The sequence below is a fragment of the Gammaproteobacteria bacterium genome, from assembly GCA_013696315.1.
In the GTDB taxonomy this organism is placed as follows: Bacteria; Pseudomonadota; Gammaproteobacteria; order JACCYU01; family JACCYU01; genus JACCYU01.
Genome location: JACCYU010000218.1, coordinates 1 through 14,210, shown reverse-complemented (window position 1 = coordinate 14,210; position 14,210 = coordinate 1). Strand labels below are relative to the sequence as shown.

Here is a 14,210-nt window from a genome sequence, read left to right as displayed (position 1 = left end):
GTCAACAGCAGGCCGGTATTGACCGCGACAATGCCGCCGGGTGCGGCGAATGCGTTAATGTTTCGGTCGGCTACCAGCAGAAAGTGAAATTCCAGCCCGGAATTCAGGCCGGCGGCCGTCAGGCGCGTGCCCAGCGCCTGCACGTATTCATTGAGTTCGGGGTCAGTGGACACCCTCAGCGCGCCGCGGATCTGCGTGAGCAGCGTTTTCCCCAGCAGGGCTTCCTGCGTCGGGGACAGCACAATGCTGGCCGGGTCGCCCATCTCCGGCAGGCGTAACGCCTCGCCGGCGCAGGCGTCGCTTATCAGCGCGCCGGTTGACCCCGCGCAGGCGATGTTAGCCGCTAAGAAACCCGCCACCAGCAGACCGTTTACAGAGAATGGGCCAGAGTCACGCGATGAGGAGAGGTTGAGGGTGCGCATGGTGCGGTGCCAGGTGGTCTCTTTCTTGGAGCCTCATCCGCCGGTAAAGTGCGGCGCCGATCTATCGATCTCATTCAACGCCGATGCGGATTATCGTACCATGCCGCTTTATAGTGAGCCGTCGTTATGGTTGCGGCGGGTGGGCGCAATAGGCACGGGATGACTTCAATGAGCGCTGGATGAATCCACTGGTGCGCCAGGTTAAAGGCGTTCTCGCAATCTTTCGTAGCGGCATCTTTACGGCCTCGATCCACGCGGGCGCTTGTTTATGACCGATGTTGACCAGGAACTGGATACCAGCGGCCTCAATTGCCCGTTGCCGATCCTGCGCGCCAAGAAGGCGCTGGCCGCCATGCGGGGCGGACAGGTGTTGCGCGTGATCGCGACGGACCCGGGCTCGGTGCGTGATTTTGAGGCGTTTTCCAGGCAGACTGGCACCGAACTGCTCGAATCGCGCGAAGAGGCTGGCCGCTATTATTTCGTCATGCGCAAGTCCTGACATCAGATAGGACAATCCGCGCACAAACGGCCGCGTTCATTTTGCACCCTGCGTATCCGTGGTGCGCCTGCCACAATGGGCGGCGTCGCGCGCCCGCGCGTGAAATTTCGAGCCATTCGTATTAATATCTTCGGCCCATTTCCCACACATGACCTGAATTTTGTTCATTTCTCACAATTGAGCCGTCGTTGACCCGGCGCTCGACGGACTTTTACTGACATGACCGCGAATACCCCCAAACTCGACATCGACCCCAAAACCGAGATCACCGGCGCCGAGATTTTCGTGCGCTGCCTTGAGGCTGAGGGTGTCGAGTTTGTATTCGGTTATCCGGGCGGCGCGGTGTTGCATATTTACGACGCTCTGTTCAGGCAGGACAAGGTGACGCATATTCTCGCCCGCCACGAGCAGGGCGCCGTGCACGCGGCCGAAGGCTATGCGAAATCGACGACCCGACCCGGCGTGGCGCTGGTCACCTCGGGGCCCGGCGCGACCAACGCGATCACCGGCATTGCCGACGCCTACATGGATTCCGTGCCGCTGGTGGTGTTCACTGGCCAGGTGCCAACCAACCTGATCGGTAATGACGCGTTCCAGGAAGTCGACACCGTGGGCATCACGCGCCCGTGCGTGAAGCACAATTTTCTGGTCAAGTCGGTGGAATCGCTCGCCTCCACGATCAAAAAGGCGTTTTACATCGCGACCAGCGGCCGTCCGGGTCCGGTGGTGGTGGATATCCCCAAGGACATCACCGCGCAAAAAACGATGTTCAACTATCCCAAAACCATCAGGATGCGGTCCTACAACCCGACAATCAGCGGGCATATTGGCCAGATCAAAAAGGCTGTCGAGCTGATTCTCTCTGCCGAAAAACCGATGATTTATGCGGGCGGCGGCGTCATTCTCGGTAACGCGGCGGAATCGCTGACCGAGTTCACGCGCTATCTCGGCTACCCCATTACCAACACCTTGATGGGGCTGGGCGGTTATCCTGCCACCGATCCGCAGTCGCTGGGCATGCTGGGCATGCACGGCACCTACGAGGCCAATCTGGGCATGCACCACAGCGACGTGCTGATCGCCATCGGCGCGCGCTTCGACGACCGCGTGACGGGTAACATCGCCAAGTTCTGTCCGCATTCCAAAATCGTGCACGTGGACGTCGATCCCAGCTCGATCTCCAAAAACGTCAAGGTCGATATTCCCATCGTTGGTCAAGTGGATAATGTTCTGCAGGCATTGATAAAGGAACTTAAAACAGGCGACCGGAAACCGAAAAACCCGGAGGCCATCAAGGCGTGGTGGAAGCAGATCGAGGAATGGCGTTCGATGGACTGCCTCAAATTCGACCGCCAGTCGCCCGTCATCAAGCCGCAGTACGTGCTGGAAAAGCTCTATGAGTTAACCGGCGGGGACGCCTTCGTCACCTCCGACGTGGGCCAGCATCAGATGTGGGCCGCGCAGTTTTACAAGTTCGACAAGCCGCGGCGCTGGATCAACTCCGGGGGTTTGGGCACCATGGGTTTCGGCCTGCCCGCGGCGATGGGCGTGCAGTTCGCGCATCCCGACGAGCTGGTGTGCTGCGTCACCGGCGAGGCAAGCATTCAAATGTGCATTCAGGAGCTATCGACCTGTCTGCAATACCGCCTGCCGATCAAAGTGATTAATCTCAATAACCGTTACATGGGCATGGTCCGCCAGTGGCAGGAGTTCTTTTATCAGGGCCGCTACGCGATGTCGTACATGGACGCGCTGCCGGACTTCGTCAAATTGGCCGAAAGCTTCGGTCATGTGGGCATGAAGATTGAACAGCCCTGTGATGTGGAAGGCGCGCTCAAGGAGGCGCTGGCTCTGAAAGACCGACTGGTGTTCATGGATTTTATGACCGACCAGAACGAGAACGTGTACCCGATGATCCCGGCCGGCGCCGGTCAGAACGAGATGATTCTGGTGTAGTGCCGCGTTCCGCCGGGAATTCAAGCAGCACTATGCTCAAGCTCGGGATCGGCGAGGCGCAAATCCCCCCGGTCCCCCCTTTTGCAAAGGGGGGAACGGGGAAGGCTCGCAATTGCAAGAATGGCTCAATCTCGGCGAATTAATCCGTTGTGTACACCGCGCAGACCCCATGAGACATATCATTTCACTGTTGCTGGAGAACGAGTCCGGCGCGCTGTCCCGAGTCGCCGGGCTTTTTTCGGCGCGCGGCTACAACATCGAATCGCTGACGGTCGCACCCACCAACGATCCCACCCTCGCGCGCATGACGGTGGTGACGCACGGCTCGGATGAGATCATCGAACAGATCACCAAACAACTGAACAAGCTGGTGGACGTGGTCAAGATGCTGGATCTGACGTCCTACGCGCACATCGAGCGCGAGATGATGATGATCAAGGTGCGCGCGGAAGGCGTGGATCGCGAGGAGGTCAAGCGGCTCTCGGACATCTTTCGCGGGCGCGTGATCGACGTGAACGACCATGCGTATGTGATCGAGCTAACCGGCGCCGGCGCCAAGCTGGACGCTTTTATCGCGGCACTGGGCGCGCGGCCGATCGAGGAAGTGGTGCGCTCTGGCACCATGGGGATCGCGCGCGGCGATACGACATTGAAGTTGTGATGCTCGCGCCGCCACAGCGGACCAATCTCGCGCAAAGACACAAAGTCGCAAAGAACTGAAGATTATTAAACCTTGGCGTTTTCGCGTCGTTGCGCGAGGCGGTTATTTACCAGCAGACGTTTTATCCGGAGTACGAGTGAACATCTATTACGACAAAGACGCCGACCTCTCGCTCATCCAGGGCAGGCAGGTGTGCATCATCGGTTATGGTTCGCAGGGTCACGCCCACGCCAACAATCTGAAGGATTCCGGCGTGGAAGTGACCGTTGGTCTGCGCGAGGGATCACGCTCCGAAGGCAAAGCGAAAAAGGCCGGGCTTAACGTCAAGCCGATCGAAGACGCGGTGCGCGGCGCGGATGTGGTGACGGTGCTGGCGCCGGACGAACATCAGGCTGGCCTCTATAAAGGTCAGATCGAGCCGAACTTGAAGCAGGACGCAACGCTCGCATTCGCGCACGGCTTCAACATCCATTTTCAGCAGATCGAGCCGCGCGCCGATCTGGACGTGATCATGATCGCGCCCAAGGGCCCCGGTCATCTGGTGCGCTCCACGTACAAACAGGGTGGCGGCGTGCCGTGTCTGATCTGTGTGCATCAGAACCCTTCCGGCCAAGCGAAGGAAATCGCTCTGTCATATGCTTCGGCCAACGGCGGCGGCCGCGCCGGCATCATCGAGACCAGCTTCCGCGAGGAAACGGAGACCGATCTGTTCGGAGAGCAGACCGTGTTATGCGGTGGCCTGACCGCACTAATTCAGGCCGGTTTCGACACCCTGGTTGAAGCCGGTTACGCGCCGGAGATGGCATATTTCGAGTGCCTGCACGAGGTCAAGCTGATCGTCGATCTGATCTACGAGGGCGGCATCGCGAACATGCGTTACTCGATTTCCAACACCGCGGAATACGGCGACTTCACGCGCGGCCCGCGCATCATCACCGACGGGACGCGCGCCGAGATGCGCAGAATCTTAAAGGAAATCCAGAGCGGCCAGTTCGCTCGCGAGTTCATCATGGAAAACCAGACCGGCACGGCGACGATGAAAGCGATGCGGCGGCTGGGCGCCGAACACGAGATCGAGAAAGTCGGCGGACGCCTGCGCGAGATGATGCCCTGGATCACCGCCAACAAGCTGGTCGATCAGACCAGCAACTGATCGGCGCAGAGGGTAATCGGCACCCTCTGCGCGACGGCGAAACAGGCGCCGCGCTACGTCACGGGGAGGGAAGACATGCTGTATATCGATCCGCACATCCACATGGTGTCGCGCACCACTGATGATTATCAGGCCATGCGCGCCGCCGGTGTGGTCGCTGTCATCGAGCCGGCCTTCTGGGTCGGCCAGCCACGCACGGCGGTCGGCACCTTCAAGGATTATTACAGCATGCTGGTCGGCTGGGAGCGGTTTCGCGCTTCGCAGTTCGGCGTGCGGCATTACTGCGCAATCAGTCTGAATTCCAAGGAAGCCAACAACGAGCCGCTCGCCGAGCAGGTGATGGAGCTGATTCCGCTGTACGCCTGCAAGGAAGGCGTGGTCGCGATCGGCGAGATCGGCTTCGACGAGATGTCCGCCAGCGAAGAAAAGTACTTTCGCGCGCAGCTCGAACTGGCCAAAGAGCTGGAGATGCTGGTGATGATTCACACTCCGCATCGGAACAAGAAAGAAGGCACCCGCCGCAGCATCGATATCTGTCTGGAGCATGGCATGGATCCGACGCGCGTGGTGATCGATCACAATAACGAGGAAACGGTTAAGGACACGCTCGCACGCGGTTTCTGGGCGGCCTTCACGATTTATCCCAAGACCAAGATGGACAAAGAACGCATGGTCGAGATCGTGCGTCAATATGGTTCGGAGCGGGTCATCGTCGACAGCTCGGCCGACTGGGGCGAGAGCGATCCGCTTTCGGTGCCCAGAACCGCGCGCCTCATGCGGGAGCAGGGTATTGCGGAGACAGACGTGCGCAAGGTGTGCTACCAGAATGCCCTGGACGCCTACGGAAAGACAGGCCGCATGCGAGAAACCGACTGGCTGGACGCGGTGACCATCGATCAGCGCCAGCTTTACGACGGCAACTCGGTGCTGCGAGGTCAGGCGCCGCTCGTAAACGTAAAGGAGAATTAAAGCGCACGATATGACGAGCGTTGTCCTCCAACAAGTTACGAGCAAGTTTGCACGGCGCAATGCGGGTAGGACTTTAGATAAGCCAATTGCTCTGAAATATCTACAAAGGCACCTTTCGCCTGAGGAGTTCCAAGAGATTGAATCTATATGTACTGAGGGGAAAGTGTACGTATGGGGTTCAAAGTCCGAGCGCGTGCATCAATACGAAAAAATGCCTCCCCGTCAAACTTTGGTGCTCTTCCGTCGTAGCTCAACGGTCTATAAGTGCGGAGTAATATTTGAGTGGGTGTTTAATCCAGGTTTGGCTGAATATCTATGGGGCTTCGATAACTACGACGAAACATGGAGTCTGGTCTTTTTCTTAAAGGGCCTAATAGATCTCTCGGTACCTGCTTGGGAAATCAACAAGCTCATTGACAGAAAGCCAGCGGACAATTGGCAAGGCTTAACTGCAGTAACCTCACCCAAGGCCGACAAAGTTATAGAGTTCGTAACGTTAAAACTGAAAGAGCGCTCTAACAAATCACTTTACCCGGGCGCGCCGAGCAGCAGCGCGCCAAGTAGCTAGTTCGGTGAGTCGCGAGCGGGTCGAAGGATCGGCATGAACGAAATCATCGCACGCGGGTTCTGCTGGTGGGCCTGGGCGCAGTTGATGCGCCCCGCCAACGTCGTCACCGCGCTGGCCGACGTGCTGGCCGGTTTCGCCGCGAGCGGCGCGGCAATGTTTTTGTTCGCGCCATCCGACCCTTCCGTTCTTGCCGTCCTCGCGTGGCTGCTCGTTGCCACCACCGCGCTGTACGCGGGCGGTGTGGTGTTCAACGACGTGTTCGATGCGGAGCTGGACGCAATCGAGCGTCCGGAACGGCCGATCCCCGGCGGCCTGGTGTCGCGCAGGGCGGCGGCGGCGTTCGGCGCGCTGCTGTTGCTCTGCGGTGTACTGGCCGCGCTGCAGGTGTCGGCGTTCAGCGCAGCGCTGGCCGCCGCGGTCGCACTAGCGGCGATTACATATGACGCTTATGGAAAGCATCTCGAATGGCTGGGGCCGCTCAACATGGGCGCCTGCCGCGGTCTGAATCTTGTGCTCGGCATGAGCGCTATCCCGGCGTCGGTACCACTGATGGGATTCCTGGCGCTGATCCCGATCGCGTACATCGCTGCTATCACACTCATCAGCCGCGGCGAAGTCCACGGCGGCACGCGCGCAACTGGTGTCGCGGCGCTGGGGCTGACGGGCACGCTAGTCGCGGGTATCCTGTTGCTGGGGGTAACGGATCGCTTCGCGCTGATCGCGGCCTCGCCGTTTCTGCTCCTGTTCACGTGGTTCGTTGTCCCCGCTTTTGTAAAAGCCGCGCGCCAACCGAGCCCGGAACGGATTCGCACGGCGGTCAAAACGGGCGTAATCATGTTGATCGCATTAAACGCAGCGCTGGCGGCGGGTTTCGCGGGTATCGGGTACGGGTTGATCGTGCTGTCGCTGCTGCCGGTGTCCATGGGTCTCGCCCGCGCGTTCGCCGTGACTTGAGGGGATACGAATATGGAAGACGTGATCTGCCAGCGTGTGCCCGTCGTGTTCGAGTATCCCGTGCACTTCACGCGCGGCTTGTTCGAACTGGATAATCCCTTGCTCGCGCGCGTGATCGCGGCGGACCAGGAGCCCGGTTCCCGCAAGTTGCTGCCGGTGGTGGATGCCGGCCTGTTGAGACATCACCCCACGTTGCTGGAAAAGCTCTCGGTTTATGCGGCAAGCCGGCTTGCAGTGCCGCTGCAATCGCCGCTGATCGTACCGGGCGGCGAGGATGTAAAGAACGATCCATCGCTGCCGGAGAGTGTTCATGACGCCATTCACGGCGGCGGGCTTTGCCGGCATTCGTATGTGCTGGCGATTGGCGGCGGCGCGATGCTGGACATGGCGGGCTTCGCGGCGGCCACCGCGCACCGTGGCGTGCGTCTGATCCGCGTGCCGACCACGGTGCTGGCGCAAAACGATTCCGGCGTTGGTGTCAAGAACGGCATCAACGCCTTCGGTAAGAAGAATTTTCTCGGCAGCTTCGCGCCGCCTTACGCCGTGCTGAACGATTACGCCTGGCTCACCAGCCTGGAAGAGCGCGACTGGCGCGCAGGGGTCGCCGAGGCTATCAAGGTCGCGTTGATCAAAGACGCGAATTTTTTTGCGTTTATCGCCGAGCACGTGCAGTTGCTGGTCGAGCGGGACATGTCGGCGATGCGTGAGCTGATTTATCGTTGCGCGGAGCTGCATCTGATGCACATTGCGACGGCCGGCGACCCGTTCGAAACCGGCTCTTCCCGGCCATTGGATTTCGGGCACTGGTCTGCTCACAAGCTTGAGCAGATGACGGACTACCGCCTGCGTCACGGCGAGGCGGTGGCGATCGGCATCGCTCTGGACAGTGTCTATTCCCACCTCGCGGGTCTTCTTCCGCGTGGCGACTTGGAGCAGGTGCTGAACGTCCTGCATGCGGCTGGATTGCCGCTGTACACGCCCGAGTTGGAGGCGGCGGGTGAGACTGCGATGGACCTGTGCGTATTCCAGGGATTGAATGAATTCAAGGAGCACCTGGGTGGCGAGTTGACGATCACCTTGCTGGGCGGGATCGGGCAGGCCATCGACATACACGAAGTCGATCTGGCGCTGTACAGGCGCGCCGTTTCCGAGTTGCGGGTTCGTACCGGCACGATTCATCGGCGATGCACTTTGCGACCGCGTAACTTCTCGATAATCGATTCCGGTTGAACGCACGGCATGAGAATCGCCGACGACCGCTTTTTTCATCTGACGTACTGCACCAACATTCATCCCGGCGAAAGCTGGGAGGCGGTGTTTGCCGGTATCGAACGATACGTGCCGGGCCTTAAACAACGCCTGTCGCCGCAGAAACCCTTCGGCATCGGGCTGCGGCTATCGGATCTCGCCGCGCGCGAGTTGTTGCAGGGCGATGCGCTCGATGGCTTCAAGACCTGGCTGGGCGAGCGCGGTTTGTACGTCTTCACCATAAATGGCTTTCCTTACGGCGGTTTCCACCGGCAGGTTGTGAAAGATCAGGTTTACGCGCCCGACTGGCGCGCGGCGGCGCGGGTGGACTATACATTGCGGTTGGCGCGCATTCTGGCAGCGCTGCTGCCGGCGGATATCGAAGGCAGTATTTCCAGCGTGCCGATCTCGTACAAGCCCTGGTTCCATAATGAAGCTGAGCGAGCGGCGGCGTTCGAGCGGGCGAGCGTGAACCTGGCCCGCATGGCGGCGGAGCTGATGTCAATTCGCGCTACCACTGGACGAAGCTTGCACATCGATGTGGAACCGGAGCCGGATTGCCTGCTGGAAAACAGCGACGAGACCGTTGAATTTTTCGAGCGCTGGCTGTTGCCGGTCGGGGGTAGTTGGCTGGCATCGACACTTTGCATTTCCCCATCCGAGGCGCAAGCAAATCTGCTTGCGCATATTGGCGTGTGTTACGACACGTGCCACTTTGCGTTGCAGTACGAAACGCCAGCCGCCGCATTGTCGAAACTTACCGGCGCCGGCATCCGTATCGGCAAGGTGCAATTGAGCGCCGCGTTGAAGGCGTCGATGCCCGAGTCGGCCGACGAACGTGGGGCGGTCATCGAACGACTGCGCCCGTTCGCGGAGCCGACTTATCTGCACCAGATCGTCGAGCGCCACGCGGACGGCAGTCTGCATCACCATGCCGACCTCTCCACCGCTACGTCACCGCATCCGGATGCGCGCGAGTGGCGCGTTCACTTTCACGTGCCGATCTTCAGCGGCGAGTATGGCGGCATTTATTCCACGCGGGATGACATTGCCGCCACGCTATCGGTGCTGCGCGATACCCATGCGTGCCCGCACCTGGAGATCGAAACTTACACCTGGGAGGTATTGCCATCCAGACTCAAGGTGGATTTGTCGAGGTCGATAGTGCGCGAGTATGAGTGGGTGCTGAATACGTTCGCACCGCCGCCGGCCCACTAACTCGCGCGCCTCATTACAACGATGCGCAAAACAGTCATCATAAACGTCGTCGGCGTGACGCCCCGCCTGCTGGGCCCATCGACGCCGTTTCTATCGCAGTGGATCGCGCGCGGAAAGCGGGCGGCGGTTACGCCGGTGTTGCCGGCAGTCACCTGCTCGGTGCAGGCGACTTATCTGACGGGCGTGACGCCGGCGCGGCACGGCATCGTCGGCAACGGCTGGTACTTTCGCAACGAATGCGAGGTGAAATTCTGGCGTCAGTCTAACCATCTGGTGCGGGCGCCGAAGATATGGGAGACGGCGCGCGCGATCGATGCCAGTTTCACCTGCGCGAATCTGTTCTGGTGGTACAACATGTACTCCAGGGTGGATTACGCGGTGACGCCGCGCCCCATGTACCCGGCCGACGGCCGCAAGATCCCCGACATTTACACGCAGCCCGCGGACTTGCGCGATAAGCTCAATGCGCAACTTGGCATGTTTCCGTTGTTCGATTTCTGGGGGCCGCGCACCTCCATTCGCTCCAGTCAGTGGATCGCGCAGGCCGCCAGGAAAGTTGACGCGGATTACCGGCCGACCCTGACCCTGATTTACCTTCCGCATCTGGATTACAACCTGCAACGGCTGGGGCCGGATGACCCCGCAATCGAAAAAGATTTACGGGAGATCGATAGTGTCTGCGCGGAGCTGATCGATTATTACGAGGCGCGTGAGATTGACGTGATGGTCGTTTCCGAATACGGCATTACGCCGGTCACGCAGGCCATCGCGCTTAATCGCGTGTTGCGCGAGTACGGCTTCATCGCGGTACGCGAGGAGCTGGGGCTGGAACTGCTGGATGCGGGGGCGAGCACGGCCTTCGCGGTGGCGGATCATCAGATCGCGCACGTTTACGTTAATGCCAAAGATAGACTCGCCGATGTGCGGACGCTGCTGGAGCGTGTGCCCGGCGTCGAGGCAATCCTGGACGAAGAGGGTAAAGCGGCGCATGGTTTGAACCACCCGCGTGCCGGCGATCTCGTGGCACTTGCGGAAAAAGACGCTTGGTTCAGCTATTACTATTGGCTGGACGACAGAAAAGCTCCGGACTTCGCGCGCACGGTGGATATCCATCGCAAGCCGGGCTTCGACCCGGTGGAGCTGTTTGTCGATCCTGCTATCCGCTTGCCCGAACTGAAAGTCGCCGGGCGCCTGCTTAAAAAAAAGCTGGGCTTCAGGTATCTGATGGACGTGATTCCGCTGGACGGCACTTTGGTCAGGGGCTCGCACGGACGGCTTCCTGACAACCCGGATGATGCGCCGCTGGTAGCGACACAACAGACGCAGTTGCTATCCGCGTCACGGATCGAGGCGATGGATATTCACGATCTTATCCTCGCGCACCTGTCCTCTGAAACGCAGCGCGCACGCCGTGCCGTTTCGTAGTCGATCTTCTCAGGGGCAATTTTCTAGGGGTCAACTGTCCGCGGTGGTCGCGGGTGAGCGATTGCATCTCGCGCTGGCGCGACAGCTCGATGCGAACGCGCTCGCCTGGCTGGACGAGAAGCGTGAGCGTTTTGCCTCTGGCGCGCCCGACTACGCATTCTTTGCCGCGTTCAGCGCAGCGCCGCGCCACACGGGCAAGCAGAAGCTGTGCTCGACACCTGAAGATCAACACGGCATCGGCGACCTTATCGATTGGCAAGCCTGGCGTGTCGACCAGGCTGGACGCGCGCTATTGCTGCTCGCTATCGATAACGGGGATGCGGACGCTTATGCGGACAGGCTGCGTAAACTTTCAACCTATGCCGACCTGGACGAACTGATCGCGCTTTATCAGAGCCTGCCGCTGTTGCCGCACGCCGAACGGCTGATTGCGCTGGCGGCGGAAGGCGCGCGCAGCAACATGACGGAAGTCTTCAACGCGGTGGCGCTGAACAATGCGTATCCCGCCGGGCATTTCGATGAGGCGTCCTGGAATCAACTGGTGCTCAAGGCCCTGTTCGTGGGCAGCCCGCTGCATGCAATTTATGGTCTCGACCGCCGCGCGAATCGCATACTGGCCCGCATGCTGGTGGATTACGCGCATGAACGCTGGGCTGCGGCGCGGATCGTATCCCCGGAACTGTGGCGGCCGGTTGGTCCGTTCGCGGAAGACGATATGGTTGCCGATCTGGAAAGAGTGCTGGAGGACCACGATCCGCAGCAGCAGTCAGCCGCCGCGCTGGCGCTATCGAAAAGCCCGTCGCCGCGCGCGCGAGAAGTGCTTGCCCGACGGCCCGATCTGCGCGCGGCTATTATCGAGAAGCGCTTAACCTGGCGCGGGCTCGCTGAGGCCGGGCCGGTGATTTAGGCAGGCAGCTAATGTCAATTCCAAATACCACGAGAAATCCTGCGCTGTGAAGGCGCGCGTTGAGTCGGGGGTCACAAGATCTCTCCCGGAGCCTGCCCTGAGGAGCGTCGAAGGGATCGAGTTGACAGAGCATGTCGATCAAGGCGAGCGCGTGTAAACCAATGATTACCCGCTCGACTTCTACGTACCACCGGTGTCTACTTACGCGAGGCGTGCGATGAAGATCGAATCACTGAATCCGTGTAGTGGCGGGACGCGGCGTTCGGCAGGCACGATCGAGAACGGCAGGCTTGTGGTCAGACTGCCCGGCATCGGGCACGATGTGGCAAAGCACATTCACCTGCAAAACAATGAGGGGAGGGTAAGTTGAGAGCAAAGGCCTTAGCTGCCGGCCGTCGTGATCGTGTTTGTTGCGGGAGGGCGCCCATGAACGAGGTTCACCTCAGGCGCTCGACTGATACCGACGAAGAGCAGCAGCGTGCGCGCCGCGGCATTTATCTGTTGCCTAATCTCTTTACGACCGCGGCATTGTTCGCCGGGTTCTACGCTATCGTCGCTGCCATTAATGACCGTTACGGGGCGGCGTCAATCGCAGTGTTCGTCGCATTGATCCTCGATGGGCTGGACGGCAGAGTCGCGCGCATGACCAACACGCAGAGTGCGTTTGGCGCGCAGTACGATTCGCTGTCGGACATGATCTCGTTTGGCCTGGCGCCGGCGCTGGTCATGTACGAATGGGCGCTCGTGTACATGAAACCCATGGGCTGGTTCTGGGGCCAGATCGGCTGGCTGGCGGCATTCTTTTATGCTGCCTCCACCGCGCTTCGCCTGGCGCGCTTCAACACGCGCATCGCAACTCAGGATAAACGCTATTTTCAGGGTCTGCCCAGCCCGGCGGCCGCCGCGCGTTTGATGGGCATGATCTGGATGTGGCACGACCTGAATTTCGAAGGCGCGCATCTCAAGATACCAGCGCTCCTGATCACCGTCTCCGCCGGCGCGCTGATGGTCAGCAATCTGACGTACTACAGCTTCAAGGACTTCGATCTGCGCGAACGCGTACCTTTCGTCGCGATGCTGGCCGTAGTGCTGGGCCTGATGCTGTTGTCTCTGGACCCACCCAAGGTACTGTTCACCTTCTTCGCGATTTATACCTTATCGGGCCCGGTGCTAGGCGTTATTCGCTGGCGACGCAAGCGGGGGCAGCGGCAGAGCGCGGGATAGAAATTCATTAACAGGCGGCGCTGTCTTGCCGGATTTCTTCATCGTTACAGTATCGGTATTACGAAATGTGCATCGTTCCTCAGAATGACAGATCCCTGAGTGTCAACCATTTTTGCAAGCGTCAATAAAAGCAGTAGGTGTAGCTGAGATGCACGGATACGAGCAGCTGATGCGTTGGAGCGACGAAGATTAATCGTTTATCGCGAAAGTTCCGGAACTGCCAGGTCGCATAGCGCACGGCGCATCCCAGGAATGGAGTTGGCGAACGCAAAGGAGGCAATTCAGCTCTGGCTAGACATCGCGAAGGAATTCGGCGATGCGATCCCGGAACGCAAAGGCCGGCGCCTGATTTGTGCTTAGGATACACCTCTTAGGCGCTACGTAATCGCCTCGGTTTGCGGCTGAAGTAAGTGACAACGCGCCCTCCGGATTGCTGAGCACGCGCAGATCGACCTGCGGTTCGCGCACGACGCTTTCCAGGCCAACCGTGAGCATGCTCCTGATTTGCTTGACCGAGCGGCCCTCAACGTTGATGGTGCCCACGAACGGAAAAAAGATTGTGCCGTCGGCCTGCACGAGCCGGCCCGCGCTCTCCAGATTTTCGGTCGCGCCAGTGGGATTGGTGAGATCGGGATGCCCCCACACGATCACGCCCAGCAAATCACCGGGGCCAACACGATACTCATCGTTGCCGCGAAGTCCGGGGGGTGGCGGGCGGCTCGTCCACTTCGATAACCTCGGCGCGCTGCTGGTTAAGCACCAGCGCAGGTATGATCGAGTGAACGACAGGATCGTAATCGACTTCGTCTTCGTCGAGATAACGCGGATCATCCGAAGTCGCGTACTGGTCAGGCTCCCGATCGTAGTCTCTTATCGAGTGTCCCGGCAGCGCGCAGGACGACAGAAACACAACGCTCATGATGAGCGCCAGCAGCGGCCATGGCCGCACGTTCGATTGAAATCTCCCCACTCCTTTCCCCGCCCCGTTGCAGTGTTATCAGAGCGC

Annotated in this window: 16 protein-coding genes; 13 read left to right on the top strand and 3 right to left on the bottom strand. The window is 59.9% G+C overall.

All coding sequences use genetic code 11. The features are described 5' to 3' along the window. A partial coding sequence (locus tag H0V34_12880; GenBank protein ID MBA2492541.1) for a hypothetical protein occupies nt 1-422 on the bottom strand: 422 nt, incomplete at its 3' end. 268 nt (nt 423-690) lie between these two features. Here H0V34_12880 and H0V34_12875 point away from each other — a divergent pair. The 13 genes from H0V34_12875 to pssA all read left to right on the top strand — a co-directional run bounded on the left by H0V34_12875 (nt 691) and on the right by pssA (nt 13,204). After that, nucleotides 691-921, top strand: a complete 231-nt coding sequence (locus tag H0V34_12875) for a sulfurtransferase TusA family protein (protein ID MBA2492540.1) — start codon at nt 691-693, stop codon at nt 919-921. Between the two features lie 219 nt (nt 922-1,140). After that, on the top strand, nt 1,141-2,877 hold the full coding sequence (gene ilvB / locus H0V34_12870; protein MBA2492539.1) for a biosynthetic-type acetolactate synthase large subunit: 1,737 nt from the start codon (nt 1,141-1,143) through the stop codon (nt 2,875-2,877). A gap of 169 nt (nt 2,878-3,046) precedes the next feature. After that, a complete protein-coding gene (gene ilvN / locus H0V34_12865) occupies nt 3,047-3,538 on the top strand; it encodes an acetolactate synthase small subunit (GenBank protein ID MBA2492538.1) in 492 nt (163 codons plus the stop codon). Nucleotides 3,539-3,674: 136 nt separating this feature from the next. After that, nucleotides 3,675-4,691, top strand: a complete 1,017-nt coding sequence (gene ilvC, locus H0V34_12860) for a ketol-acid reductoisomerase (GenBank protein MBA2492537.1) — start codon at nt 3,675-3,677, stop codon at nt 4,689-4,691. A gap of 75 nt (nt 4,692-4,766) precedes the next feature. Then, nucleotides 4,767-5,660 carry a TatD family hydrolase gene (locus H0V34_12855; GenBank protein ID MBA2492536.1) on the top strand — a complete coding sequence of 298 codons (894 nt, stop codon included), beginning with the start codon at nt 4,767-4,769 and terminating at the stop codon, nt 5,658-5,660. Between the two features lie 10 nt (nt 5,661-5,670). Then, nucleotides 5,671-6,228: a hypothetical protein gene (locus tag H0V34_12850; GenBank protein MBA2492535.1), complete on the top strand. Its 558-nt coding sequence runs from the start codon at nt 5,671-5,673 to the stop codon at nt 6,226-6,228. A gap of 84 nt (nt 6,229-6,312) precedes the next feature. Then, complete coding sequence (eboC, locus tag H0V34_12845) at nt 6,313-7,182, top strand: UbiA-like protein EboC (protein ID MBA2492534.1); 870 nt, start codon at nt 6,313-6,315, stop codon at nt 7,180-7,182. Nucleotides 7,183-7,194: 12 nt separating this feature from the next. Continuing rightward, nucleotides 7,195-8,412, top strand: a complete 1,218-nt coding sequence (locus tag H0V34_12840) for a 3-dehydroquinate synthase (protein ID MBA2492533.1) — start codon at nt 7,195-7,197, stop codon at nt 8,410-8,412. 9 nt (nt 8,413-8,421) lie between these two features. Continuing rightward, nucleotides 8,422-9,648, top strand: coding sequence for a metabolite traffic protein EboE (gene eboE / locus H0V34_12835; protein ID MBA2492532.1), 1,227 nt, complete (start codon nt 8,422-8,424; stop codon nt 9,646-9,648). 21 nt (nt 9,649-9,669) lie between these two features. Next, nucleotides 9,670-11,073 carry an alkaline phosphatase family protein gene (locus tag H0V34_12830; protein ID MBA2492531.1) on the top strand — a complete coding sequence of 468 codons (1,404 nt, stop codon included), beginning with the start codon at nt 9,670-9,672 and terminating at the stop codon, nt 11,071-11,073. Between the two features lie 43 nt (nt 11,074-11,116). Then, nucleotides 11,117-11,980 (top strand): EboA domain-containing protein, encoded by an 864-nt coding sequence (locus H0V34_12825; GenBank protein ID MBA2492530.1) that lies wholly within the window; start codon nt 11,117-11,119, stop codon nt 11,978-11,980. A 217-nt stretch (nt 11,981-12,197) separates the two neighbouring features. Continuing rightward, on the top strand, nt 12,198-12,350 hold the full coding sequence (locus tag H0V34_12820) for a hypothetical protein (GenBank protein ID MBA2492529.1): 153 nt from the start codon (nt 12,198-12,200) through the stop codon (nt 12,348-12,350). A 56-nt stretch (nt 12,351-12,406) separates the two neighbouring features. Continuing rightward, nucleotides 12,407-13,204: a CDP-diacylglycerol--serine O-phosphatidyltransferase gene (pssA, locus tag H0V34_12815; GenBank protein MBA2492528.1), complete on the top strand. Its 798-nt coding sequence runs from the start codon at nt 12,407-12,409 to the stop codon at nt 13,202-13,204. 291 nt (nt 13,205-13,495) lie between these two features. Here the strand turns inward: pssA and H0V34_12810 are convergent, their stop codons facing one another. Both H0V34_12810 and H0V34_12805 read right to left on the bottom strand, forming a co-directional pair. Continuing rightward, entirely contained in the window at nt 13,496-13,864 is a 369-nt protein-coding gene (locus H0V34_12810) for a polysaccharide biosynthesis/export family protein (GenBank protein ID MBA2492527.1), read from the bottom strand. A 22-nt stretch (nt 13,865-13,886) separates the two neighbouring features. Beyond that, the gene (locus H0V34_12805; GenBank protein MBA2492526.1) at nt 13,887-14,123 is read right to left on the bottom strand and encodes a hypothetical protein; all 237 of its coding nucleotides are present in this window, start codon (nt 14,121-14,123) and stop codon (nt 13,887-13,889) included. Between the last annotated feature and the right edge of the window lie 87 nt (nt 14,124-14,210).